Source organism: Collimonas sp. GW821-FHT07E08 (assembly GCF_059418905.1).
This window is the reverse complement of record NZ_JBWKQR010000001.1, coordinates 487,688-510,655: the sequence shown is the minus strand read 5'-3', so window position 1 is coordinate 510,655 and position 22,968 is coordinate 487,688. Positions and strand designations below refer to the sequence as shown.

Below are 22,968 nucleotides of genomic sequence, written 5' to 3'. Positions count from 1 at the left end.
TACTGCAATATCCGCCATCTGGTATACAGACGACCCCAGCATTTCAGGCCACCCTTACAGCTTCCTGACAAGGTGCGTCTTTCCGCTTTTATATAGTCGCCGCTGCGTTTGCTACAGACGAAAAAAATCCCCGGCAAGCCAGGGATTTTTGCGATGCTCAGTTTATTTCAACTGAGTAAGCCGTATCTAATATTAGATAGCTTGGATGTTCGAAGCTTGCTTGCCCTTTGGGCCGGCAGTAACTTCGAAAGAAACACGTTGGTTCTCTTGCAGCGACTTGAAGCCGGAAGAATTGATTGCGGAGAAGTGCGCGAACAGATCTTCACCACCTTCGTCAGGAGTAATAAAACCAAAACCCTTCGAATCATTGAACCACTTTACGATACCAGTTGCCATTACATTTCCTATTTCAGTTAAGTTGGGCTGTCGCCCGTTAGATCGTTTGAAGCAAGAAAGAAATGACAGACTAATACTGCACTACTAGCTCGAATCTTAAACGATGTCGCATTATAACCGATAATTTTATTTAAAACACCGGGGGCGTAAATAAAAGTTGCGTCGAGGGAAAGAGTTGCGTTTTTGATTGCGCAATCTGCCATTCCCGGCCAGCGATTCGGAAGGCCCATTTTACCCTATATAACTAAAACACATAACAGGAAGCAATTATTGTGTTTTGATAATTATGTGAGCGCCCATAGAATTAGCTTTTGCCTTATTCATCACGATTGGGAGATCGCATGTTCCAGCTTTCAAGAAAGAAAATACTGAGCCTGGCTTTTGCCGGCCTTGGCGCATTGGCCTCGATAGCGCTCAGCGCCGCGCCCAGCCAAGCTGCAGACCTGAAAATCGGCCTGTTTGCCGATGTCTCGACCCTCGACCCCCACTTCAACAATATTGCGCCGAACATCTCGCTGTCGTCGCACCTGTTCGACGCGCTGGTCAATGTCGACCCGAATGGCCGCCTGATTCCGGGCCTGGCTACTTCCTGGACGGCAATTGATCCACTCACCTGGGAATTCAAGCTGCGCCACGGCGTCAAATTCAGCGACGGCTCCGAACTGACCGCGGAAGATGTTGTATTTTCGCTGGACCGCCCCGCGACGCTGACCAACAGCCCTGGGCCGTTTACCAGCTACACCAAACAGATCGTCAGCAAACAGGCCGTCGATCCCTATACCGTCCGCCTCAAGACCGCCACGCCTTACGGGCCGCTGGCGCTGGATGTCAGCACCATCTTCATCGTTTCCAAGAAAGCCGCGCAAAACGCCACCACCGACGATTTCAACAGCGGCAAGGCGCTGGTCGGCACCGGCCCCTTCAAGTTCGCCGGCTTCAAGCGCGGCGACCGTATCGAGCTGGTGCGCAACGATGCTTACTGGGGCGAGAAAGCGGCCTGGGACAAGGTCACCTTCCGCATCCTGACCTCCGACGGCGCCCGCCTGGCCGCCTTGCTTGCAGGTGAAGTCGACGCCATCGAAAACGTGCCGCCAGCCGACCTCGCCAAGCTGAAAGCCAACCCGCAGTTCAAGCTGGCGCAAAAGATTTCCTGGCGCACTATCTTCTGGACCCTGGACCAGTCGCGCGACAAATCGCCGGACATTACCGACAAGGCCGGCAAACCGCTGGACAAGAATCCGCTGAAAGACGCGCGCGTGCGCCAGGCGATTTCCAAGGCCATCAACCGCCAGGCTTTGGTTGACCGCACCCTGGAAGGACTGGCGGTGCCGGCATCGAACATCATCGCGCCCGGCATCCTGGGTTATGCCGACACGCTGAAAGTGGAAAAATACGATCCTGAAGGCGCCAAGAAACTGCTGGCGGCGGCCGGATATCCCAACGGTTTCGGGATTACGCTGCATGGCCCGAACAACCGCTACATCAACGATGAGCGTGTAGTGCAGACTGTTGCCCAATTCCTGAACCGGGTCGGGATCCAGGCCAAGGTCGAGACGCTGCCGCTGGCCGTCTACTTCGGCAAGGCGCGCGCCGGCGAGTACAGCGCCGCCCTGCTGGGCTGGGGCACGCTGGCCGGCGATTTCGGTTTGCGCACCCTGCTCGGCACCACCAATCCGGATACCGGCTGGGGTTCATGGAACTGGGGCAAATACACCAATCCGAAACTGGACCAGCTGGTGCAATCGTCGTTGGGTTCGGTCGACCAGAAACAGCGCGAGGATTTCGCGCGCCAGGGTGCCGTGGTGGCGCTCAACGATTACGCACTGATCCCGCTATATCACCAGTACGCGACATGGGCGCTGCGCAAGGGCCTCAAATACACGCCGCGTACCGACGAATTTACGTTCGCTCACCAGTTCCATCCCGAATAAGCCACACGCATGAAAAAAAGCCGCTGCAGATAGCGGTTTTTTTTATGGGAAAAGCATATTCTATGGCCTTGCCCCGATTTTCCTACGCCACATGACCGCCCCCGCCCCTGCCAGTCCCGTATCCGAATCCGTTCTGAGCCATCGCCCGTTTACGCTGTTCTGGGGCGCGCGCGTTGCCTCCACCATCGCCAACCAGATGCAGATCGTCGCCGTCGGCTGGCAAGTCTATCAACTCACGCATAGCGCTTTTGATCTTGGCATGGTGGGCCTGGTGCAATTCCTGCCGGCGTTGTTCCTGGCGTTGCTGGTCGGCCATGTCGCCGACCGCTACGACCGCCGCAAGATCGCCCGCATCTGCCTGTTCATCAAGGGCGTGGCCGCGGCGGCGCTGGCCATCGGCAGCATCTACGGCTGGCTCGACAAGGAGGCCATCTTCGCCATCGTGTTTGTGATCGGCGCTACCCATGCCTTTGAATCGCCGACATTGCAGGCGCTAGTGCCCGGCCTGGTGCCTGCGCGCCTGCTGCCGCGCGCTGTCGCCTGGGCCGCATCGGCCACGCAAACGGCGGTGATCATCGGCCCGGCGTTGGGCGGCTTCATTTATGTGCTGGGGCCAAGCGCGGTGTACACCACCAGCAGCGCACTGTTCATCGGCGCCAGCCTGCTGGTGTCGCTGATCCGGATCGAAAGCGCGTTGCCGCGGCGCGAACCGGCCACCCTCAGTTCATTGCTGGCGGGGATTGCATTCATCAAGAGCCGGCCTGCGATCCTCGGCGCCATATCGCTCGACTTGTTCGCTGTGCTGCTGGGCGGCGCCACCGCCTTGCTGCCGATCTATGCGCATGACATCCTCGCCACCGGCCCGCTCGGCCTCGGCCTGCTGCGCTCGGCGCCGGCGGTGGGAGCGCTGTCGACGGCGATCTTCCTGGCGCGGCGGCCGCTGAGCCGGCGTGTCGGCCGCAGCATGTTCATTGCGGTTGCCGTGTTTGGCCTGGCGACTATCGTGTTTGCCCTGTCCCGTTCGTTCGTCTTGTCGCTGGCGGCGCTGGTTGTGCTCGGCGCTTCCGACATGATCAGCGTGGTGGTGCGTTCTTCTTTCGTGCAGCTGGAAACGCCGGACCATATGCGCGGCCGCGTCAGCGCCGTCAATTCGGTTTTCATCGGTACTTCCAACCAGCTGGGCGAATTCGAATCCGGCGTCACCGCGGCATGGCTGGGACCGGTGCCGGCGGTGCTGCTGGGCGGCGTCGGCACGGTGGTCGTGGTGCTGCTGTGGATACGCTTGTTCCCCACCCTGTTCGGCCTCGACAAACTGGCCAGTCCGGCTGCGGCCCCGAATCCGCCGAACCACCCGCCGTCGCCGGCAACCCCAACAGCTACTTGACTGCGGGCAGCCGCGGCCTGCAGCGAAACGGCGATCCAGCTATACTCTTAGCCCTCGGCAGCACGCGGCAATTCCCCTGCACCCAGGCGTGGATCGGCGGCTGCCGCACACCGGCGGTCCTGGTCGTCATATCGTCATCACCAATTTTTAGCGCCCGCCGCAAAGGAAGCGACAATGCAATATCGTGAACTCGGACACAGCAAGCTCAAGGTCAGCCTGATTACGCTCGGCACCATGACCTGGGGCGAACAAAATTCGGAAGCAGAAGCGCATGCGCAGATCGACCTGGCGCTGGCGCATGGCGTCAACCTGATCGACACCGCTGAAATGTATCCGGTGCCGCCGCGTGCCGAGACCCAGGGTTCGACCGAACGTTATATCGGCAGCTGGCTGAAAAAATCCGGCAAGCGCAGCGAAGTCATGATCGCCACCAAGGCTACCGGCCCGGCGCGCAAGCCGCACAACCCGCGCCATGTGCGCGGCGGCATCAACAATTTCGACCGCAAGGGATTGACAGAAGCCCTGCACGGCAGCCTGGAACGCCTGCAAACGGATTACGTCGACCTGTACCAGCTGCATTGGCCGGACCGCAGCGTGAATTGTTTCGGCACCCTGAACTACAACCATATTCCAGACGAAGATACAGTGCCGATCGAAGAAACGCTGGCCATCCTGGCGGACTTCATCAAGGCCGGCAAAGTGCGCCAAATCGGGATTTCGAACGAAACGCCATGGGGTATTTCAGAGTTTCTGCGGGCTTCGGAGAAATTCGATTTGCCGCGCGTGGCCAGCATCCAGAATCCGTACAGCCTGCTCAACCGCACGTTTGAAATCGGCCATTCGGAATTTGCGTTCCGTGAACAGGTCGGGCTGCTGGCGTATTCGCCGCTGGCTTTTGGCGTACTTTCGGGAAAATACCTGGACGGGGCGCGGCCCGCCGGCGGCCGCCTGACTTTGTTTGAACGTTTCAGCCGCTATACCAATCCGCAAGTCAACCGGGTGGTCGGCGACTACGTTGCGCTGGCAAAAAAACACGGATTGGATCCGGCACAGATGGCGCTGGCGTTCGTCAACAGCCGCGGTTTCCTGACCAGCAATATCATCGGCGCCACCACGCTAGGACAATTGCAAAGCAATCTCGACAGCGTCAACCTCACGCTGAATGACGATATCTTGCGCGAGATCGAAGCAATCCACGTGCGCCAGCCTAATCCAGCCCCCTGAATAAAAGCAGCCTCAGTCCTCGGGGCTGACATCAGACCAGACCGGCGCCGGGCCGCCGGCGCCGATTTCAACCGGACGCGCAGCATAGCGTTTCGCCAGCACCGCGCACACCATCAGCTGGACCTGGTGGAACAGCATCAAAGGCAAGACGATCATGCCGACGGTGTGCCCGGCAAACAAGACTTTCGCCATCGGCACGCCGCTCGCCAGGCTTTTCTTGGAACCGCAGAACACGATCGTGATTTCGTCCTCCTTGTTGAAGCCCAGGCGGCGGCTGGCCAGCGTGGCGATGGTCAGCATCACGAACAGCAGCAGCATCACCACCAGCATCAGGCCGACCAGCGACAGCGGCGGCAGCTCATGCCACAGCCCCTGCACCACGGCCTCGCTGAAGGCAGTGTAGACCACCAGCAGGATCGAGCCCTGGTCCACCATCTTCAGGATGATCTTGTGCTTGTCCAGCCATTTGCAGATCCAGCGGCGGGCGATCTGGCCGGCGACAAATGGCAGCAGCAGCTGCATCACGATATTCAGGATCGAATCGAAAGAACCCTTGCCCTGGCTGTGCGTCACCACCAGCAGGCCGACCAGCACCGGAGTCAGGAAAATGCCAAGCAGGTTGGACGCGGATGCACTGCACACGGCGGCCGGCACATTGCCGCGCGCCACCGAGGTAAAGGCGATCGAGGATTGCACAGTGGACGGCAAGGTGCACAGGAACAGGATCCCGAGATACAAGTCAGGCGTCACCAGCGGCAGCAGCAGCGGCTTGAACACCAGCCCGAGCAGCGGAAACAGTGCAAAAGTGGCCAGCAGCACCGTCAAGTGCAAGCGCCAGTGCAGCGCCCCTTGCACCACCGCTTCGCGCGACAGCTTGGCGCCGTGCAGGAAAAACAGCAGGCCGATGGCCAGCGTGGTAATCAGGTTGAAAGAGACCGCGACCTGGCCCTTGGCCGGGAAAAGACTGGCGACAAGAACCGTGGTAACCAGCAACAACGTGAAGTTGTCGGGTAAAAAGCGTGGGCGGACCATGATAAGAAACGCAGAGTCGCGTAGAGTTGAAGAAAGCTTCCCCGCCGCCGTCGCCGTACCCCTGTGGAGGGGAACGGCAAGATAAATATAGACGGGACAACAACCCTCATTTTACGCACTAACCACCTGCCCATCGATCAGTACGTGACAAAATTCCGGCAAATGATGGGAATTCACCACAACCAGAACATCAGCAGCCAGGCAAAGTTGACCAGCGCCAGGCCAGCGATCACCGGCGCCATGCTCGCCAGGCGGCGCACCGGCGAAGCCGTATAACGGCCGGTGACGCGCCAGGCCAGCCAGACGCTCCACAAGGTGGTCGCGATCAGGAGGATGGCGCGCAAGTCGTTGGCCCAGAATACCGGCAAGTGTTCGCCGCGCAGCAGGCTGACGGTAGTGGCCGACAAGCCGACGAATACGCCGCAGCCGGCCAGCGGGATGGTGGACTGCACCAGGTGGTTGAAACGCTTGCGGTCCCAGTTGCCAAGCGCACGGCTGCCCAGCGCGAACAATACTGTGAGCGCGGTGCCAAGCACCAGGCCGGTGGTGAGGATATAGGCGACCACCAGGCTGCCGTCGAGCCAGCTGAAGACATCGTTCTGCGCCGGATAATTGGTGAACACCCACCACGGCGCACTGGTATCGAAAGGCCACATGATGTCGCGGTCGATCAGCCAGGTCGCAATGGCTTGCTTGACCTGCACAAACCAAGGGCTGGCCGACCAGTGGAAGGCGCCGATGGCGATCCCCATCAGGCCGTACAAGGCCAGGGCGCTTTCCCACAGGTTGTTATGCTGTTCGCCATGCGCGACGATTTCCTCGGTCGGCGCGCGCCAGGTCAGTTCGATGGCGTCGCGGTGGCCGCTGCAACGGCCGCACATATGGCAGTCGGAAGCGCCCTTCATGGCCCGCAGCGGCACCAGCGGCGCGCAATTAACAGGGATCACGGTGCGTCCTTGCGTGTGGCTATGGGTGCCGTAGGAAGCGCGCCAGGCGGTTTCATTGACTTTATAGTGAAACGGCGCCAGCTTGGCCAGCAGGCCGAACACGCCGTTCACCGGACACAGGTATTTGCACCAGACGCGCTTGTCGCGGCCATACAGGTAGCCCACCACGATGGCGCCGGCGGTAGAACCGCCCAGCACCAGCAGCACCGCTTTAGGATATTGATACACGCTCACCATCTGGCCGTAGATGGTAGTCAGCGCAAACGCCACGAATGGCCAGCCGCCCCAGCGCATCCAGTGCGGGATGGCTTTGCCGAGCCCATGGCGGCTGGCGAACTCGGTCAGCGCGCCTTCCGGGCACAGCACGCCGCACCAGACCCGCCCCATCAGCACCATGCTGATCAGCACAAACGGCCACCAGATGCCCCAGAAAGCAAATTGCGCGACCAGGGTCAAGTTCGACCAGATGTGCGCGGTCTCGTCGGGCAACGGCAAGAAGATCGGCACCAGGATCAGGAAACCGTACACCAGCACAATCCCCCACTGCACCCAGCGAATCAGTTTCGCATGGTCCCGCATCCAGTCAGCGGTGCGGGAGAGGCGTGTTTGCGTTTGAGGAATGGCACAAGTATTCATCGGTTTATTTAGCTGGGATCGGCTGCGGCCTGGCTCGTTTAAGGAATAACAATACGCACACCCAATATGCCACGTACACCAGCAAGCTCATCAGCGCAGGCTGCGCGCGATAGCCGGTCAGCGTGGAAACCAGGTTGCCGAATGATGTGGTGTCGTCGAGCAGGCGCGAACTGTCCCAGACGGGATCGACCAGCGTCGGGATGATATCCAGCGACATCAGGCGTTCGACGCCGGTCAGCAGCAGGCCTGCGGCGAGGAACAGCAAGATGATTTCAGTGACCTGGAAGAAACGGCGCCAGGAGAAAATCTTGCCGCCGAGCTGCAGCAGATAGAAGGTCAGGAACGCCAGCGCAAAACCGAGCGCCGCCGCCAGCACCATCGCGCCGGCTGAATCGCCCTTGTCCGCCAGGCCCAGTCCGTAAAGAAATATCACGGTTTCGCTGCCCTCGCGCGCGATCGCCAAAGCCGCCAGCGCGAATACGCCCCACCAGTTGGCGCTTTGCAGGTTGGCGCTGAGCGAGGTTTCCATTTCGCGCTTGAGCGTGCGGCCGTGCTTGCGCATCCAGAACACCATCTGCACGATCAGTATCGCGGCCAGGATCACCATGACGATCTGGAAGTAATCCTGGGCGTCGCCCGACAGCAGTTCGCTGAAACCCAGCAGCGCCGCGCCCAGGCCGATCGCGCCGAGGACGCCGACGCCGACGCCGCTCCACAGATACGGCAAGCCGCGGCGCGCAGCATCGCCGCCGTTCTTCAGCCACGCGTGCAAGATACCGACTACCAGCAAAGCCTCGACGCTCTCGCGCCAGACTATGAACAAAACCTGACCCATCGCTTGTTACTCCATCAAACTATTGCAACCGCCGCCGGCGGCCTCTTATTTAGCGACAATCGCACCCTGCGCCTGCGTATGGAAGTCGTCGAAGAACTTGTATTCGCCCGGCTGCAGCGGGGCAATCACCACGAACGACTGCGCGCCCGGCGCCAGCACTTTTTCCTTGCGCAGCTGGACGCTTTCAAACTCCACCGCCGACTGCCCGGTGTTGTGGATCTCGATTTTTATCTTCTGGCCGGCAGGAACCGCGATCCGCGCCGGATTCAGGACGCCGTCCTTCATTTCCAGCTTGAAGGTCGGCAGATCGGCAGCCAACGAAACCGTTGCCGCCAGCAGCAGGCCGACGCCCAATAAGCCGCGTGTTTTGCCCGCCATGTTGGCCGCGGCCTGCGACAAGAATTTCATGGGTGCGCATTTCTCCTGCATTAATATCCGCCCTTTTTACCGACGCCGGCGAAGGTGAATTCGTTGACCACGGTGAACGGCTTGAACCAGGCGCCGACGCCGGTTTCCTTGTCCACGTGGCGGCCGAAATGCGCGCTGGCATTAGCCGACGGCGGCGAAATGATCATTTTCAATGTGTATTTTCCCGGCCCTGCCAGCTTGACGTTATCGCCGTAGTGCGGACCGTCGCTGGCCACCATCGGCATCATGTCGCCCTTGATCACCTGGTTCGAACCGGCCTTGGTGAATTCGTAGGAGATCACCAGGTTCGGCATCCAGTCGCCTTCGGCAAAACCGTTCGGATTATCTTTGACGGCGCGGATATCGGCTTCGACGTGGATGTCAGACAGTTCCGCCTTGCGCATCATGCCTTCCGGCTCCATCTTGATCGGCTGCAGGTAAACAGCAGCGATCTCCAGGCCATTCATGATCTGCTGCTTGCCGATCGGATATTCGGCTGCCATTGCGGCGCCGGCAAACCCAAGAGAAACAAGCGCGGCCGCCGTAAGCAATTTCACACTCATGTAATCAACCTTTCGCAATATAAATGATAATGATTATTGTTTGATTATATCATTCGATGAAATCGGCTGCGCCCTCTGGCACAAGGAGTAAAGAGGATCAAAAAAGCCTGAGCTAAAACACAAATAAAGCTTCCCATTACACAATGTCTGTGGCATAGTAGCGGACTTGGTTGAGAGCAAGCAGAAAAAGTGTTTTACCTCTGTAAGCGAGAAGAAATATCAGGTTTTACGATATTTCCCTCTTCCAAAATTAACAAAGCTAATATATAATTTTGTTTTTCGCGGCTGTAGCTCAGCTGGATAGAGTACTTGGCTACGAACCAAGGGGTCGTGGGTTCGATTCCTGCCAGCCGCACCAGTATTACGAGGGGTTGCAAGAGAAATCTTGCAACCCCTTTCTGGTTTACGTCTCCGGCATTCATTTGCCCGCAAAACTGCGTCAGACATTCCCATCCCCTGCCCCCCCCCCATTTTAGAAAAGCAGCACCCAATAAAAAAACCGGCGATCTTCATCACCGGTTCCCTGCGCAATCAAGCTGGCATTTCCTGTTTGCCGATATCAGCGCCGCTGCGGATAAATATCCCGGCCGGCCCTGTCGATCTGCTGGCGCAAGGCGCGCCGCTCGTCCGGCGACATCCGGCCGCGTCCCTCATTAGGATCCGAGCCGCGTCCGCGATTCTGCCATTGCTCATCCGGCGCCTGGCCGCGCCGCGGTTCATACTGCGAAGGAGGCGGCGCGCGACGGTCGCCGCCGCGGTCGTCAGGCATACGGTCGGAACGTGCAGAGGCGCTCATCATTGCCGACAGCAACAATAAACAGACACTGATTTTCCGGAACATCGTCATCATATGGACTTCTTCTGTGAATTCAGGACTACGGTTAAGGCTTAATCATCACGAATTAAGTGTAAGCTTCCCTATGAACCGGCATAAGACGTTTTTAGTAAAGTGTGTAACACTTTGTAATCCATGGGTCTTAACTGTATTTTTGATGCGCACTCTGACGTTACCATATGACCATGAATACGATCAACACCTCAAACCAAACAAGCAGCGCCCATCAACATAAAATCCTGGTGGTCGACGACGACATCCGGTTGCGCGACCTGCTGCGACGATACCTGACGGAACAAGGCTTCCAGGTAGTCACCGCGGAGAACGCGCAGGCCATGAACAAGCTGTGGATACGCGAGCGTTACGACCTGCTGGTGCTGGACCTGATGCTGCCGGGCGAAGACGGCCTGGCGATCTGCCGCCGCCTGCGCGGCGCCGGCGACCAGACGCCGATCATCATGCTGACCGCTAAAGGCGAAGATGTGGATCGCATCGTCGGGCTGGAAATGGGCGCCGACGACTACCTGCCCAAACCGTTCAACCCGCGCGAGCTGGTGGCGCGCATCGGCGCGGTGCTGCGCCGCAAAGGGCCGGACGAGTTGCCGGGCGCGCCGTCGGAAACGCCGCAGTCTTTCGAGTTCGGCGAATTCATCCTTGACCTCGGCACACGCACGCTGAAAAAGAACGGCGAATCGATCCCGCTCACCACCGGCGAATTCTCGGTGCTCAAGGTGTTTGCGCGGCACGCGCGGCAGCCGCTGTCGCGCGAGAAGCTGATGGAACTGGCGCGCGGCCGCGAATACGAAGTATTCGACCGCAGCCTGGATGTCCAGATTTCGCGCCTGCGCAAGCTGATCGAACCGGATCCCGCCAGCCCGCTCTACATCCAGACCGTATGGGGGCTCGGCTATGTCTTCATCCCAGAAGGCCAACCGCGCTGATGCCAGCCTGCGCGGCATCGTCCTTCCCTCGCCAACGTCCGGCCACATGGTAACTCCGCACCGGCTGGCCTGGCTGAAAAGCGGTCTGATGTGGCGGACCTTTTTCATGATCGCCTTCCTGATCACGGTCAGCATGGTGACCTGGGTCGCCAGCTTCAAGATCGTCGAGCGCGGCCCGCGCGCGCAGCAGATCGCCGCGCAGATCATTTCCATCGTCACCATTACCCGCGCCGCCCTCACCCATTCGGCGCCGGACCTGCGCAGCGAACTGCTGTTCGACCTGGCCAGCAATGAAGGCATCCGGATCTATCCGCTGGAAGATACCGACCGGATCGAGCCGCCGCCCGACAACGCCCTGATGCCCGACCTGGAACGGGAAGTCCGGGCCAGGCTCGGCAACCAGACCAGGTTTTCATCCAAGGTCAATGACATCGACGGCTTCTGGATCAGCTTCAAGATCGACGGCGACGAATACTGGCTGATGCTCGACAGCGAACGGGTCGAGCGCAGTTCCGGCGTGCAATGGCTGCAGTGGGGCAGCGTCGCGCTGGTACTGTCGCTGCTGGGCGCGATGTTCATTTCGACCCTGATCAACCAGCCGCTGTCGCGCCTCACCGCCGCCACCCGCGCGGTGGCCAAAGGGCTGCAGCCTGAGCCGCTGCCCGAAACCGGCCCGACTGAAATCGAAGAAGCCAACCGCAGTTTCAACCAGATGGTGAGCGACCTGCAGCGCATCGAATCGGACCGGGCGATCATCCTGGCCGGCATTTCCCACGATTTGCGCACGCCGCTGGCGCGCATGCTGCTGGAAGTGGAAATGGCGAACCTGTCCGACGATGCGCGCACCGGCATGCAGTCCGACCTGGCGCAGATGGATGGCATCATCGGCCAGTTCCTGCACTACGCAAAACCAACCGATACCAGCAGCTTCGAAAAAATCGACCTCAGCGCGCTGATCGACAATGTGGTGCAAACCGCCACGCGCCATGCCGACATCCGGATCCAGACCATCATCACGCCAAATGTCCACGTTTCCGGCAATGAAACCGAACTCCGGCGCGTGCTCAACAACCTGATAGAAAATTCGCGCCGCTACGGCAAGAAAGAAGGCGACGATTGCGTTGAGGTCGACATCAGCTGCCAGATCCGCGGCGACAAGGTTATCCTGAACATTTCCGACCATGGCGCCGGCGTGCCGGACAGCGAGATAGACCGCCTGCTGCGGCCGTTCACCCGGCTCGATGTGGCGCGCGGGCAAGCCAACGGTTCAGGCCTCGGGCTGGCTATCGTCAGCCGCATCGTCAAGCAGCACGGCGGCAAGCTGCGCGTCAGCAACCGCGAAGGCGGCGGCCTGGCTACCCAGATCGAGCTGCAGCTAAAAACCTGAGCTAGCGCGCAAGCAGCAAAGCTACCGCTTCCGCCGCAATCCCTTCTTCCCTGCCCAGGTAACCCAGCTTTTCATTGGTCTTGGCCTTTACATTGACCTGGTTGACCGCAATCCCGCAATCGGCGGCGATATGCGCCACCATCTGCGGAATATGCGGCGCCATCTTCGGCGCCTGGGCGATGATGGTCGAGTCGATATTGCCGACCACGTAGCCGGCTTCGCCTATCAGCCGCACCGCTTCGCGCAGCAGCTTGCGCGAGTCGGCGCCGGCAAACTGCGCATCCGTATCCGAAAAATGGCGGCCGATATCGCCCAGGGCCGCCGCGCCAAACAAGGCGTCGATGACCGCGTGCAGCAGCACGTCGGCATCCGAATGTCCCAGCAGGCCGGTTTTATGCGGAATCGTCACGCCGCCAATGATCAATGGCCGGCCAGCCTGCAAGGCGTGGCAATCGTAGCCCTGGCCGATGCGGAACTGCTGGCTCATATGTGCTCCTTCAAATTCGGTGACTTCAAAATTCTTCCTTTAGAAACATCTCTGCCAGCGCCACGTCGTGCGGCAAGGTCACCTTGAAATTGCGCGGACTGCCCTCGACCAGGCGCGGCTGCAGGCCCAGCTGCTCCACCGCGCTGGCTTCGTCGGTAACCGCTTCGGCCAGGGTCAGGGCGCGCAGCAGCAGGCCGTAGCGGAACATTTGCGGCGTCTGCGCCGCCCACAGTTCGGCGCGCTCCACGGTTTGCGCCACGCGCGCGTTCTGGTCGCCGCGCTTCAGGGTGTCGACCACCGGCAACGCCAGCAAACCGCCGACCAGGTCGTCGCGCAGGGTTTCAACCAGGCGCTCGACCAGGGCGCAGGTCAGGCCCGGCCGGGCGGCGTCATGCACCAGCACCCAGTCGTCGTCGCCAACCTCTTCGCCGATCGCCTGCAAGCCGTTCAACACCGAGTCCCGGCGCGTGGCGCCGCCGTGGAACAACAGCGTTACCCGTCCTTGCAGATGCGGCGCCGCCGCCATCAGGTCAGCGATATAACCGTCATCGGCGCTGACTACGACAAATACGTGGCTGATTGCGCCGGCGGCGGCAAATGTGTCCAGCACATGCATCAGCATCGGCTGGCCGGCCAGCGGCATATATTGCTTAGGGATATCTGCGCCTATGCGGGCACCGATGCCGGCGGCAGGAATCAGGGCAAAATAGCGGGATGAATTCATGCACAATCTCGGGGGAATCCGGTTTAAGGGCAGTGGTTTATAATGCGGCTCTGAATTTTAACTGTCAAATCAGGCGTATTGTGGCTTTTTTTGACCACTATCGACACGCTTGCAGGCTTGCACAATAGGCCCCAATGTCCTTTGATCTAGAAAAATTGCTGCCCAGGCCGGCATCCCGTTTTGTCTTGCCGGCCCTGCACGGCTCGGCCGATGCATATGCATTGGCGCAAGCCGCGCTGGCGCTCAAGGCACAGCAAAGGATGCTGGTGGTGATCGTGGCCGACGCCACCGACGGCCAGCGGCTGCGCACTGAAATCCCTTGGTTCCAGGCTGGCGGCGACGAGCCCGGCGGCTTGCGCTGCCATTTGCTGCCGGACTGGGAAACCCTGCCCTACGACGCCTTCTCGCCGCACCAGGACCTGGTGTCGGAGCGGCTGGCGACCTTGTACGAGGTGCAGAGCGGCCAATGCGACGTGCTGCTGGTCCCGGCCACCACCGCCCTGGTCAAGATGGCGCCGCCATCCTTCCTGGCAGGCTACACCTTCTTTTTCAAGCAAGGCGAGACGCTGGATGAAGCGCGCCTGAAATCGCAGCTGACGCTGGCCGGCTACAGCCATGTCAACCAGGTCATGTCGCCCGGCGAATATTCGGTGCGCGGCGGCCTGATCGACATTTTCCCGATGGGATCCGTGCTGCCGTACCGGCTCGACCTGTTCGGCGACGCCGTCGAAACCATACGCACGTTCGACGCCGACACCCAGCGTTCGATGTATCCGGTGAAAGAAGTCAGGCTGCTGCCGGGCCGCGAATTCCCGATGGACGAAGCGGCGCGCTCGGCCTTCCGCAGCCGCTGGCGCGAAGTGTTCGAAGGCGATCCGTCGCGCTCCGCGATCTACAAGGACATCGGCAACGGCATCGCCTCGGCCGGCATCGAGTATTACCTGCCGCTGTTTTTCGAAGACACCGCGACGTTGTTCGAGTACCTGCCGGAAACCGCCATGTTTGCCTTGGTCGGCGATATCGACGGCGCCATCCAGCGCTTCTGGAGCGATACCCAGTCACGCTACAGGTTCCTGAAATCGGACCGCGAGCGCCCTTTGCTGGCGCCGGAAGCGCTGTTCCTGACCGACGAGAACTTTTTCAGCCTGGCCAAGCCCTACGGCCGCTGGGTAATCCAGCATAGCGACGCCGCTTCCGAACTGTCGGCGCCCATCCCGAATATCGCCGTCAACCGCCGCATCGACGACCCGCTGACCAACTTGCGCGCCTACCTGCTGCAAAGCGAGCGGCGCGTGATGATCTGCGCCGAATCGAATGGCCGCCGCGAAACCTTGCAGCAGTATTTCAACGAATACGACCTGCCGCTGGCGCTGTGCGACGGTTACGCCGATTTCGCCAGTTCACGCAAGAAATTGATGCTGGGCGTGGCGCCCTTGCATGCCGGCTTTGAACTGCCGCAATTCACATTCATTACGGAAACCGAACTGTACGCCGGCTCCGGCCGCCGCATCGGCAAGAAGAAACAGGAAGGCGTCACCCAGGTCGAGTCCATGGTGCGCGACCTGTCCGAGCTCAAGATCGGCGATCCGGTGGTGCACGTCAACCATGGCATCGGCCGCTACATGGGCTTGCTCAGCATGGACCTGGGCGAAGGCGAAACCGAATTCCTGCACCTGGAATACGCCAAGGACACCAAACTTTACGTGCCGGTATCCCAGCTGCATGTGATTTCGCGCTACTCCGGCGCCTCGCCGGAAGATGCGCCGCTGCATGCGCTCGGTTCCGGCCAGTGGGAAAAAGCCAAGCGCAAAGCGGCGCAACAGGTACGCGACACCGCCGCCGAACTGTTGAACCTGTATGCGCGGCGCGCCTTGCGCCAAGGCCATGCGTTCGAATATTCAGCGCACGACTACGAGGCTTTTTCTGAAAGTTTCGGCTTTGAAGAAACCGCCGACCAGGCTGCCGCCATCAATGCCGTGATCAAGGACATGACCAGCGGCAAGCCGATGGATCGCCTGATCTGCGGCGACGTCGGCTTCGGCAAGACCGAGGTCGCGCTGCGCGCCGCCTTTGTCGCCGTGCTCGGCGGCAAGCAGGTCGCGATCCTGGCGCCGACCACCTTGCTGGCGGAACAGCACGCGCAAACCTTCGCCGACCGTTTCGCCGACTGGCCGGTAAAGATCGCGGAGCTGTCGCGCTTCCGCAGCGGCAAGGAAGTCACGCAGGCGATCAAGGGCATGGCCGACGGCACCCTCGATATCGTGATCGGCACCCATAAACTGCTGTCCGACGATATCAAGTTTTCGCGCCTGGGGCTGGTCATCATCGACGAGGAACACCGCTTCGGCGTGCGCCAGAAAGAAACGCTCAAGGCGCTGCGCGCTGAAGTCGACGTCTTGACGCTGACCGCAACGCCGATTCCCCGTACCTTGGGCATGGCGCTGGAAGGCTTGCGCGAATTCTCGATCATCGCCACCGCGCCGCAAAAGCGCCTGGCGATCAAGACCTTCGTCCGCAGCGAGGGCGAATCGACGATCCGCGAAGCCTGCCTGCGCGAATTGAAGCGCGGCGGCCAGGTCTATTTCCTGCACAATGAAGTCGAGACCATCCAGAACCGCAAGGCGATGCTGGAAGCGTTGCTGCCGGAAGCGCGCATCGCCATCGCCCACGGCCAGATGCATGAGCGCGACCTGGAAAAAGTCATGCGCGATTTCGTCGCCCAGCGTTTCAACATCCTGCTGTGCACCACCATCATCGAAACCGGTATCGACGTCCCCACCGCCAACACCATCATCATGCACCGCGCCGACAAGTTCGGCCTGGCGCAATTGCACCAGTTGCGCGGCCGCGTCGGCCGTTCCCACCACCAGGCATACGCCTACCTGCTGGTGCATGACGTCCAGGGACTGACCAAGCTGGCGCAGCGCCGGCTGGATGCGATCCAGCAGATGGAAGAGCTCGGCAGCGGTTTCTACCTGGCCATGCACGACCTGGAAATCCGCGGCGCCGGCGAGGTGCTGGGCGATAACCAGTCAGGCGAAATGCAGGAAATCGGTTTCCAGCTGTATTCCGACATGCTCAACGAAGCCGTGCGCTCATTGAAGAACGGCAAGGAGCCGGATTTGGCGGCGCCGCTTTCGAGCACCACCGAAATCAACCTGCACGTGCCGGCCCTGCTGCCCAACGATTATTGCGGCGACGTCCACGAGCGGCTGTCGATCTACAAGCGGCTGGCCAATTGCGACGGCCAGGACAAGATCGACGACCTGCAGGAAGAATTGATCGACCGCTTCGGCAAGCTGCCGGATCCGGCCAAGGCCTTGATCGAAACCCATCGCTTGCGGATCGCGGCGAAATCGATAGGCATCGTCAAGATCGATGCGCATACCGACTCCGCGCTGCTGCAGTTCGTGCCGAATCCGCCGATCGACGCCATGCGCATCATCGACCTGATCCAGAAGAACCGCCATATCAAGCTCAACGGCCAGGACAAATTGCGCATCACCGTCAACATGCCGGACCTGGCGGCGCGCCTGATCCAGGTCAAGGCCACCATCAAAGCGCTGGCGGGATAAGCCCCGTTATCCAATTATTTGAATTTTCCTGAAGCCAAACCAGACACATGAATCTCATCTTGCAAAGCCTGGGCGCAGAACGTAGCACCAGCAGCGCCATCGACCGTATCGCCAACCTGGCCGGCGTTCCCGCTACCGACATCAGCAGCGCCGGCCGCCATGCCTGGCGTTGCGACGGCGTCGACTATTCCGAAAGCCTGAAGACGCTGATCGACGCCGCCTGCTACGGCGCCCGGATCGACTGCGCCTGGCTGCCGGCAGCGCCGAAACTGGATGATTTCAAGTTGCTGGCGATGGACATGGATTCGACCCTGATCACGATCGAATGCATCGATGAAATCGCCGACATGCAAGGCTTGAAGCCGCAAGTCTCGGCGATTACCGAAGCGGCGATGCGCGGCGAGCTGGAGTTCAATGAAAGCCTGACCCGGCGCGTGGCCCTGCTCAAAGGCCTGGATGCGTCGGCGCTGCAACGCGTGCTGGACGAACGGCTGCAGTTGTCGCCAGGCGCGGAAACCATGCTGGCGGCAGTCAAGGCGGCCGGCCTCAAGACCTTGCTGGTGTCGGGCGGCTTCACTTTCTTCACCGATCATATGAAGGCCGTTCTCGGGCTCGATTACAGCCATTCCAACGTGCTGGAAATCGTCGACGGCAAGCTGACCGGGAAAGTGCTGGGCGGCATCGTCAATGCCGAGGAGAAAAAATCGACGGTCGAACGCGTTTGCGCCGAGCTGGGCATCGCGCCAAGCCAGGCGATTGTCATGGGCGACGGCGCCAACGACCTCGCCATGATGAAGATCGCCGGCCTGTCGGTAGCCTTCCGCGCCAAGCCTGTGGTGCGCGCGCAAGCGAGCGTGGCCTTGAATTTTGTCGGATTGGATGGCATCTTGCCTCTGTTGGCGTAATTCATGGAATATCCAGCGCCTCATTTAACGTAAAGGACAGTCATGGCACAAGAACTAGTCTTCGATAGCAAACTGCATTCGGAAAAGAACCTAGCCTGGTGGCTTTACCTGTTTCACGCCGCCAGCCTGCTGTTTTCCCTGGGAGCGCTTTCCTGGATCCCCCTGATCATCAACTATGTCAAACGCTCGGATGCGGCGGACACCTTTGTGTACAGCCACCATAACTGGCAAATCCGCTCGTTCTGGTGGTACTTGCTGTGGATGGTGGTCGGCGGCGCCCTGTTCCTGACGGTGCTTGGCATCCCGCTGGCTTTCGCTGTATGGGGCATTGCCTGGCTGTGGAAGGGCTATCGCCTGATCAAGGGCATAGTGGATTTGAATGACAACAAGGCAATGCCTGCTTGATTCCATCTGGCAAAAAACGGCCGGCGGCAAGCCAGGGTGCGGTCAGGGCGATGTCTGACTGCGACATTCCTGCCGTCATGCGGATCCAGGCGGAATGCTATCCGGAACCGATGTGCGAATCGGAAGCCGTATTCCGCGCCCGCCTGGCCCTGGCTCCGGCTACTTGCTGGATATGGCCAGGACATGGGCAAGGCGCCGGCGCCTATCTGTTCAGCTACCCTTCAAGCAATGGCGCCGTCACCGCGCTGGACCATCCCTTCAAGATTCCGGCGGCGCCCGACTGCCTGTACCTGCATGACCTGGCTGTTGCGCCAGGTGCGCGCGGCCGGCGGGCGGCCAATGCCCTGGCGGCGGCGGCACTGGAAAAGGCGCGCGCAGACGGTTTGCGCTGGAGCGCGCTGGTGTCGGTGCAACAGTCGCAGGCATTCTGGGAAACGCTAGGTTATGCCGCCGTGGAATCACTGCCTTCTCCGGCCAGGGAAAACCTGGCCAGCTATCAAGTGCAAGGAAATCATGGCGCTGCCGTTTATATGCTTCAGCAGCTGACCTGAACTACCGACCCAACTTGCAGGCGAAAAAAAGCCGATCGGTCTGGATCGGCTTTTTTGCTTTCTGAAACCGTCGTGGCCTGGCCACGCACCGCATTACATCAGGGCGAAAGCCTGTTCGATATCGGCAATCAGGTCCTGCGGATCTTCCAGGCCGATATTGAAGCGCACCAGCGTGCCCTGCTCCTGCCAGTTCTTGCGCATGGCCTGGATCCGGTAAGGAACGCACAGGCTGTTGGCGCCGCCCCAGCTATAGCCGATCTTGAACAGTTTCAGGCTGTCGACGAAACGGTCGGTCTGCTCCTCGCTATAACGCGCGTCGAACAGCACCGAAAACAGGCCGCCCGCACCGGTGAAATCGCGCTTCCAGTGTTCATGTCCCGGGCAGTCGGCGAAAGCCGGATGCAACACACGGCTGATCTGCGCCTGCTGCTGCAGCCAGGCGGCGACCGTGCGCGCGCCGGCGTCGTGCGCGTCGAAGCGCAATTTCATGGTCGGCAGGCTGCGCAAGACAAGGTAAGCGTCATCCATGCCGACGCCGAAGCCAAGCCGCATGTGGGCCATCTGCAGCTTCTGGTTCAAGGCCGGATCCCTGGTGATCACGGCGCCCATCAGCACATCCGATCCGCCCGACTGGTATTTGGTCAGCGCCTGCATGACGATATCGACGCCCAGGTCGAAAGCGCGCAAAGCCAGGCCGGCCGACCAGGTATTGTCGATCGCCACCGGCACGCCCTTGGCGTGCGCCGCGGCGCAGATGGCGGGCAGGTCCGGCACTTCCATCGAGACCGAACCCGGCGCCTCGGTCCAGACCAGGCGGGTGTTCGGCTGGATCAGGCCAGCGATGCCGGCGCCGACCATGGGATCGTAATAGCGGGCGGTAATGCCGAAATCCTTGGACAGCCAGTTGCCCAGCTCGCGATTCGGGTTGTACACGTTGTCCGGCAACAGCACGTCGTCGCCGCTCTTGAGCAAGGCCAGGTCGACCATGGTGATCGCCGCCAGCCCGCTAGGCGCCAGCAGGCAATGCTGGCCGCCCTCGATTTCCGCCAGGCGCGCTTCCAGCGTGAAGGAAGTCGGCGTACCGTGCAGGCCGTAGGTATAGCTGTTTTTTTCCTGCCACTCGCGCGCGCGCATTGCCGCGACATTCTTGAACAGCACGGTGGAGGCGTGGTGGATCGCTACCGGAAAAGCATCAAAACCTGCCGGCGCGGTGTAGTCGCTGTGCATCAATGCGGTTTGAGGATTCTTCTTTGCCATGTTCAATGATGGTTTTATTTGACGGCTCTGGTTGCCTGGATGGTCAAGGCGAAAGGCTTGGTCACCGCATCGTCGGTGGTGGACCAGGTGCCGATGAAAGTATTGCCGACAAGTTTGCCAGCCCACTCGCCGGAAACGTCCTTGCCGTTGACGGATTCTTCCATGAGGATATCGGCATTGTCCGCTTCGCCGGCCAGCAGGATTTTAGCGGATTGGCCGGCAATCACATAGCTGCCCTGGATGCCTTCGCTCGGATCCGGTTTCTGCCGCAAATGCATTTCGATCTGGGCATCGCCCAGCGTGCCGCGCAAGGTCAGCGGCGTGGCGAACCGGTCTTGCGCCGCAATCACGGTTAGCGGCGCGCCGGCAATACTTCCGTTATCCGCCAGCACCGGGGCAGCGGCAAAACCAGCCAGCAAGGTCAGTGCAACAGCAACCTTCCCTGCCATCATGCAGCGGCCCACAAATCATGCGCATCGGAGGCGGTGACGGTGACGTCGACAAACTCGCCGACCACCAGCTTCTTGTGCGGTTCATACGGCGGCTTGACGTACACCACGCCGTCGATTTCCGGCGCATCGGCGCTGGAGCGGCCAACGCCGCCGTTGCGGTCGACCGAATCGATCAGCACGCGCATGGTCTTGCCGACCTTGGCTTGCAGGCGTTTCTTGGAAATTTCCTCTTGCAGCTGCATCACGCGGCCGCGGCGCTCTTCGCGCAGTTCTTCCGGCACCGGATTGTCCAGGGCGTTGGCGGTGGCGCCTTCCACCGGCGAATAGGCGAAGCAGCCGAGGCGGTCGATTTCCGCCTCTTTCAGGAAATCCAGCAGGTATTCGAACTCGGCGTCGGTTTCGCCGGGGAAACCGGCGATAAACGTGGAGCGGATGGTCAGGTCCGGGCACATCGCACGCCAGGCCTGGATCCGCTCGATGTTCTTTTCGCCGCTGGCCGGGCGTTTCATGCGCTTCAGCACATCGGGATGGGCATGCTGCAGCGGCACGTCCAGGTAAGGCAGCACCTTGCCTTCCGCCATCAGCGGGATGATCTGGTCGACGTGCGGGTAAGGATAAACGTAGTGCAGGCGCACCCAGGCGCCGTACTGGGCCGCCAGTTCGCCCAGCGCGGTGACCAGCTGCGTCATGTGGGTCTTGACCGGTTTGCCGTTCCAGAAACCCATGCGGAACTTGACGTCGACGCCGTAGGCGCTGGTATCTTGCGAAATCACCAGCAGTTCCTTGACGCCGGCCTTGAACAGGTTCTCGGCTTCCAGCATGACGTCGGCGATCGGGCGCGACACCAGGTCGCCGCGCATCGACGGGATGATGCAAAAACTGCAACGGTGGTTACAGCCTTCCGATATTTTCAGGTAAGCGAAATGCTTGGGCGTCAGCTTGACGCCCTGCGGCGGCAGCAGGTCGAAGAACGGCGCGTGCGGCTTGGGCAGGTGCTTGTGCACGGCAAACATGACTTCGCCGACCGCATGCGGGCCGGTCACTTCCAGCACCTTCGGGTGGATCTTCTGGATGATGTCGTCGCCGTCGGCATCCTTCTTGGCGCCCAGGCAGCCGGTCACGATGACCTTGCCGTTTTCGCTCAGCGCTTCGCCGATGGCGTCCAGCGACTCTTGCACTGCGGCATCAATAAAGCCGCAGGTATTGACGATTACAAGGTCGGCGCCTTGGTACGACTTGGCAGTTTCATAACCTTCCGCGCGCAGCTGGGTCAGGATCTGTTCGGAATCGACCAGCGCCTTGGGACAACCAAGGGATACAAAACCGACTTTGGGGGCGGCTAATGCTGGGAGTGCGGCTGGCGCGGCGGAGATGACGTTGGGCATGGCGGGAGATGGGGTCAAAGCAAAGTCGCTATTGTACCCCTTCCACCGCCATGGTTACCCTGCAAGGTTCGTAAAAACCTGTCGCGGGGCTTGCCTCAATGATTATTTTTTTGTCTTGTCCGGCGGCGGCGGCGCAAACGGGAAAGTGCCGAACATGTTCTTGGTCTGGTTTTGCATCTGCTCCTGCATCTGGATGAACAGGCCTTTGCTCTGTTCGATGTAGTTGCTCATCATGCCCTGCATCATCGGCCCCTGGACATTCATGAACTGCGCCCACATTTCCGGGCTGAAAGGCTTGCCTTCGTAAAAACCCTTGGAATTCTCGGTGAGCTTGTTCTGGATATCGATGAAAGCCTGGATGTTCTTTTCCAGGTAAGAACCCATCATTCCCTGCATGGCGTGGCCGTAGTAGCGGATGATCTGCGACAGCGCCGCGCTGGAAAACATGGGCGTGCCGTTCGACTCTTCTTCCAGGATGATCTGCAGCAGGATGCTGCGTGTCAGGTCGTCGTCGGTCTTGGCGTCCAGCACAACGAACTCTTCGTTGTCCAGCACCAGCTGCTTGACGTCCGTCAGGGTAATGTATGAACTGGTTTGCGTATCGTAGAGGCGACGATTCGGATACTTCTTGATCAAACGTTCAGACATTTTTTTTGGTGTAGTCATTTCAGTCCCAGGTTGCTGCGCCCATAACGCATTTTATATTTG

The 22,968-nt window shown here is 60.2% G+C and carries 22 protein-coding genes and 1 tRNA gene; 10 read left to right on the top strand and 13 right to left on the bottom strand.

Annotation, left to right across the window (positions count from 1 at the left end; translation table 11 throughout):
• Positions 1-192: 192 nt before the first annotated feature.
• Entirely contained in the window at positions 193-396 is a 204-nt protein-coding gene (locus tag AC07RZ_RS02265; protein WP_014005790.1) for a cold-shock protein, read from the bottom strand.
• Between the two features lie 341 nt (positions 397-737).
• Here AC07RZ_RS02265 and AC07RZ_RS02260 point away from each other — a divergent pair, with 341 nt between their 5' ends.
• The 3 genes from AC07RZ_RS02260 to AC07RZ_RS02250 all read left to right on the top strand — a co-directional run bounded on the left by AC07RZ_RS02260 (position 738) and on the right by AC07RZ_RS02250 (position 4,935).
• A complete protein-coding gene (locus AC07RZ_RS02260; protein WP_494666726.1) occupies positions 738-2,327 on the top strand; it encodes an ABC transporter substrate-binding protein in 1,590 nt (529 codons plus the stop codon).
• A 91-nt stretch (positions 2,328-2,418) separates the two neighbouring features.
• Positions 2,419-3,711, top strand: a complete 1,293-nt coding sequence (locus tag AC07RZ_RS02255; RefSeq protein ID WP_494666725.1) for an MFS transporter — start codon at positions 2,419-2,421, stop codon at positions 3,709-3,711.
• Positions 3,712-3,885: 174 nt separating this feature from the next.
• Positions 3,886-4,935: an NADP(H)-dependent aldo-keto reductase gene (locus tag AC07RZ_RS02250; RefSeq protein ID WP_494666724.1), complete on the top strand. Its 1,050-nt coding sequence runs from the start codon at positions 3,886-3,888 to the stop codon at positions 4,933-4,935.
• Between the two features lie 12 nt (positions 4,936-4,947).
• Here the strand turns inward: AC07RZ_RS02250 and AC07RZ_RS02245 are convergent, their stop codons facing one another.
• From AC07RZ_RS02245 to AC07RZ_RS02225, 5 genes are all read right to left on the bottom strand, one after another.
• A complete protein-coding gene (locus AC07RZ_RS02245; RefSeq protein ID WP_494666723.1) occupies positions 4,948-5,967 on the bottom strand; it encodes a bile acid:sodium symporter family protein in 1,020 nt (339 codons plus the stop codon).
• 173 nt (positions 5,968-6,140) lie between these two features.
• Positions 6,141-7,493: a 4Fe-4S binding protein gene (locus AC07RZ_RS02240; protein WP_494666781.1), complete on the bottom strand. Its 1,353-nt coding sequence runs from the start codon at positions 7,491-7,493 to the stop codon at positions 6,141-6,143.
• 61 nt (positions 7,494-7,554) lie between these two features.
• Positions 7,555-8,385, bottom strand: coding sequence for an FTR1 family iron permease (locus tag AC07RZ_RS02235; RefSeq protein ID WP_342827958.1), 831 nt, complete (start codon positions 8,383-8,385; stop codon positions 7,555-7,557).
• A gap of 45 nt (positions 8,386-8,430) precedes the next feature.
• Positions 8,431-8,763 carry a cupredoxin domain-containing protein gene (locus AC07RZ_RS02230; protein WP_342828057.1) on the bottom strand — a complete coding sequence of 111 codons (333 nt, stop codon included), beginning with the start codon at positions 8,761-8,763 and terminating at the stop codon, positions 8,431-8,433.
• Between the two features lie 50 nt (positions 8,764-8,813).
• Complete coding sequence (locus AC07RZ_RS02225) at positions 8,814-9,356, bottom strand: iron transporter (RefSeq protein WP_342827957.1); 543 nt, start codon at positions 9,354-9,356, stop codon at positions 8,814-8,816.
• A 281-nt stretch (positions 9,357-9,637) separates the two neighbouring features.
• Between AC07RZ_RS02225 and AC07RZ_RS02220 the strand changes: the two genes are divergently transcribed.
• Positions 9,638-9,714: transfer RNA gene (locus tag AC07RZ_RS02220), tRNA-Arg, on the top strand.
• Between the two features lie 201 nt (positions 9,715-9,915).
• Here AC07RZ_RS02220 and AC07RZ_RS02215 read toward each other — a convergent pair.
• The gene (locus AC07RZ_RS02215; protein ID WP_144736194.1) at positions 9,916-10,206 is read right to left on the bottom strand and encodes a hypothetical protein; all 291 of its coding nucleotides are present in this window, start codon (positions 10,204-10,206) and stop codon (positions 9,916-9,918) included.
• 170 nt (positions 10,207-10,376) lie between these two features.
• Here AC07RZ_RS02215 and ompR point away from each other — a divergent pair, with 170 nt between their 5' ends.
• A complete protein-coding gene (gene ompR / locus AC07RZ_RS02210) occupies positions 10,377-11,132 on the top strand; it encodes an osmolarity response regulator transcription factor OmpR (RefSeq protein ID WP_092392704.1) in 756 nt (251 codons plus the stop codon).
• Positions 11,133-11,178: 46 nt separating this feature from the next.
• Positions 11,179-12,519, top strand: a complete 1,341-nt coding sequence (locus tag AC07RZ_RS02205; protein ID WP_494666780.1) for a sensor histidine kinase family protein — start codon at positions 11,179-11,181, stop codon at positions 12,517-12,519.
• A 1-nt stretch (position 12,520) separates the two neighbouring features.
• Here AC07RZ_RS02205 and ispF read toward each other — a convergent pair whose 3' ends face one another.
• The gene (ispF, locus tag AC07RZ_RS02200) at positions 12,521-13,006 is read right to left on the bottom strand and encodes a 2-C-methyl-D-erythritol 2,4-cyclodiphosphate synthase (protein ID WP_144736192.1); all 486 of its coding nucleotides are present in this window, start codon (positions 13,004-13,006) and stop codon (positions 12,521-12,523) included.
• Positions 13,007-13,031: 25 nt separating this feature from the next.
• Positions 13,032-13,730 (bottom strand): 2-C-methyl-D-erythritol 4-phosphate cytidylyltransferase, encoded by a 699-nt coding sequence (gene ispD, locus AC07RZ_RS02195; protein WP_494666722.1) that lies wholly within the window; start codon positions 13,728-13,730, stop codon positions 13,032-13,034.
• Between the two features lie 134 nt (positions 13,731-13,864).
• Between ispD and mfd the strand changes: the two genes are divergently transcribed.
• Genes mfd through AC07RZ_RS02175 form a run of 4 tightly spaced genes read left to right on the top strand, consistent with a single transcriptional unit; the run spans position 13,865 to position 19,166 of the window.
• Entirely contained in the window at positions 13,865-17,305 is a 3,441-nt protein-coding gene (gene mfd / locus AC07RZ_RS02190; protein ID WP_494666721.1) for a transcription-repair coupling factor, read from the top strand.
• A gap of 47 nt (positions 17,306-17,352) precedes the next feature.
• The gene (gene serB / locus AC07RZ_RS02185; RefSeq protein WP_494666720.1) at positions 17,353-18,210 is read left to right on the top strand and encodes a phosphoserine phosphatase SerB; all 858 of its coding nucleotides are present in this window, start codon (positions 17,353-17,355) and stop codon (positions 18,208-18,210) included.
• A gap of 42 nt (positions 18,211-18,252) precedes the next feature.
• Complete coding sequence (locus tag AC07RZ_RS02180; protein WP_061539827.1) at positions 18,253-18,615, top strand: DUF4870 family protein; 363 nt, start codon at positions 18,253-18,255, stop codon at positions 18,613-18,615.
• The gene (locus AC07RZ_RS02175) at positions 18,612-19,166 is read left to right on the top strand and encodes a GNAT family N-acetyltransferase (RefSeq protein WP_494666719.1); all 555 of its coding nucleotides are present in this window, start codon (positions 18,612-18,614) and stop codon (positions 19,164-19,166) included. The genes AC07RZ_RS02180 and AC07RZ_RS02175 overlap by 4 nt, the downstream gene beginning before the upstream one ends.
• Positions 19,167-19,259: 93 nt before the next feature.
• Here the strand turns inward: AC07RZ_RS02175 and AC07RZ_RS02170 are convergent, their stop codons facing one another.
• From AC07RZ_RS02170 to phaR, 4 genes are all read right to left on the bottom strand, one after another.
• The gene (locus AC07RZ_RS02170; protein WP_494666718.1) at positions 19,260-20,423 is read right to left on the bottom strand and encodes a cystathionine beta-lyase; all 1,164 of its coding nucleotides are present in this window, start codon (positions 20,421-20,423) and stop codon (positions 19,260-19,262) included.
• 14 nt (positions 20,424-20,437) lie between these two features.
• Positions 20,438-20,875 (bottom strand): hypothetical protein, encoded by a 438-nt coding sequence (locus tag AC07RZ_RS02165; RefSeq protein WP_494666717.1) that lies wholly within the window; start codon positions 20,873-20,875, stop codon positions 20,438-20,440.
• A complete protein-coding gene (gene rimO, locus AC07RZ_RS02160; RefSeq protein ID WP_144736514.1) occupies positions 20,872-22,260 on the bottom strand; it encodes a 30S ribosomal protein S12 methylthiotransferase RimO in 1,389 nt (462 codons plus the stop codon). Before rimO ends, AC07RZ_RS02165 begins: the two co-directional genes overlap by 4 nt.
• Before the next feature lie 102 nt (positions 22,261-22,362).
• Positions 22,363-22,926, bottom strand: coding sequence for a polyhydroxyalkanoate synthesis repressor PhaR (gene phaR, locus AC07RZ_RS02155; protein WP_144736180.1), 564 nt, complete (start codon positions 22,924-22,926; stop codon positions 22,363-22,365).
• Between the last annotated feature and the right edge of the window lie 42 nt (positions 22,927-22,968).

Bases quoted from the DNA above. Each gene is read 5' to 3' on its own strand.
- AC07RZ_RS02265 (WP_014005790.1), bottom strand. From the start codon at position 396: ATGGCAACTGGTATCGTAAAGTGGTTCAATGATTCGAAGGGTTTTGGT.
- AC07RZ_RS02260 (WP_494666726.1), top strand. From the start codon at position 738: ATGTTCCAGCTTTCAAGAAAGAAAATACTGAGCCTGGCTTTTGCCGGC.
- AC07RZ_RS02255 (WP_494666725.1), top strand. From the start codon at position 2,419: ATGACCGCCCCCGCCCCTGCCAGTCCCGTATCCGAATCCGTTCTGAGC.
- AC07RZ_RS02250 (WP_494666724.1), top strand. From the start codon at position 3,886: ATGCAATATCGTGAACTCGGACACAGCAAGCTCAAGGTCAGCCTGATT.
- AC07RZ_RS02245 (WP_494666723.1), bottom strand. From the start codon at position 5,967: ATGGTCCGCCCACGCTTTTTACCCGACAACTTCACGTTGTTGCTGGTT.
- AC07RZ_RS02240 (WP_494666781.1), bottom strand. From the start codon at position 7,493: ATGCGGGACCATGCGAAACTGATTCGCTGGGTGCAGTGGGGGATTGTG.
- AC07RZ_RS02235 (WP_342827958.1), bottom strand. From the start codon at position 8,385: ATGGGTCAGGTTTTGTTCATAGTCTGGCGCGAGAGCGTCGAGGCTTTG.
- AC07RZ_RS02230 (WP_342828057.1), bottom strand. From the start codon at position 8,763: ATGGCGGGCAAAACACGCGGCTTATTGGGCGTCGGCCTGCTGCTGGCG.
- AC07RZ_RS02225 (WP_342827957.1), bottom strand. From the start codon at position 9,356: ATGAGTGTGAAATTGCTTACGGCGGCCGCGCTTGTTTCTCTTGGGTTT.
- AC07RZ_RS02215 (WP_144736194.1), bottom strand. From the start codon at position 10,206: ATGATGACGATGTTCCGGAAAATCAGTGTCTGTTTATTGTTGCTGTCG.
- ompR (WP_092392704.1), top strand. From the start codon at position 10,377: ATGAATACGATCAACACCTCAAACCAAACAAGCAGCGCCCATCAACAT.
- AC07RZ_RS02205 (WP_494666780.1), top strand. From the start codon at position 11,179: ATGGTAACTCCGCACCGGCTGGCCTGGCTGAAAAGCGGTCTGATGTGG.
- ispF (WP_144736192.1), bottom strand. From the start codon at position 13,006: ATGAGCCAGCAGTTCCGCATCGGCCAGGGCTACGATTGCCACGCCTTG.
- ispD (WP_494666722.1), bottom strand. From the start codon at position 13,730: ATGAATTCATCCCGCTATTTTGCCCTGATTCCTGCCGCCGGCATCGGT.
- mfd (WP_494666721.1), top strand. From the start codon at position 13,865: ATGTCCTTTGATCTAGAAAAATTGCTGCCCAGGCCGGCATCCCGTTTT.
- serB (WP_494666720.1), top strand. From the start codon at position 17,353: ATGAATCTCATCTTGCAAAGCCTGGGCGCAGAACGTAGCACCAGCAGC.
- AC07RZ_RS02180 (WP_061539827.1), top strand. From the start codon at position 18,253: ATGGCACAAGAACTAGTCTTCGATAGCAAACTGCATTCGGAAAAGAAC.
- AC07RZ_RS02170 (WP_494666718.1), bottom strand. From the start codon at position 20,423: ATGGCAAAGAAGAATCCTCAAACCGCATTGATGCACAGCGACTACACC.
- AC07RZ_RS02165 (WP_494666717.1), bottom strand. From the start codon at position 20,875: ATGATGGCAGGGAAGGTTGCTGTTGCACTGACCTTGCTGGCTGGTTTT.
- rimO (WP_144736514.1), bottom strand. From the start codon at position 22,260: ATGCCCAACGTCATCTCCGCCGCGCCAGCCGCACTCCCAGCATTAGCC.
- phaR (WP_144736180.1), bottom strand. From the start codon at position 22,926: ATGACTACACCAAAAAAAATGTCTGAACGTTTGATCAAGAAGTATCCG.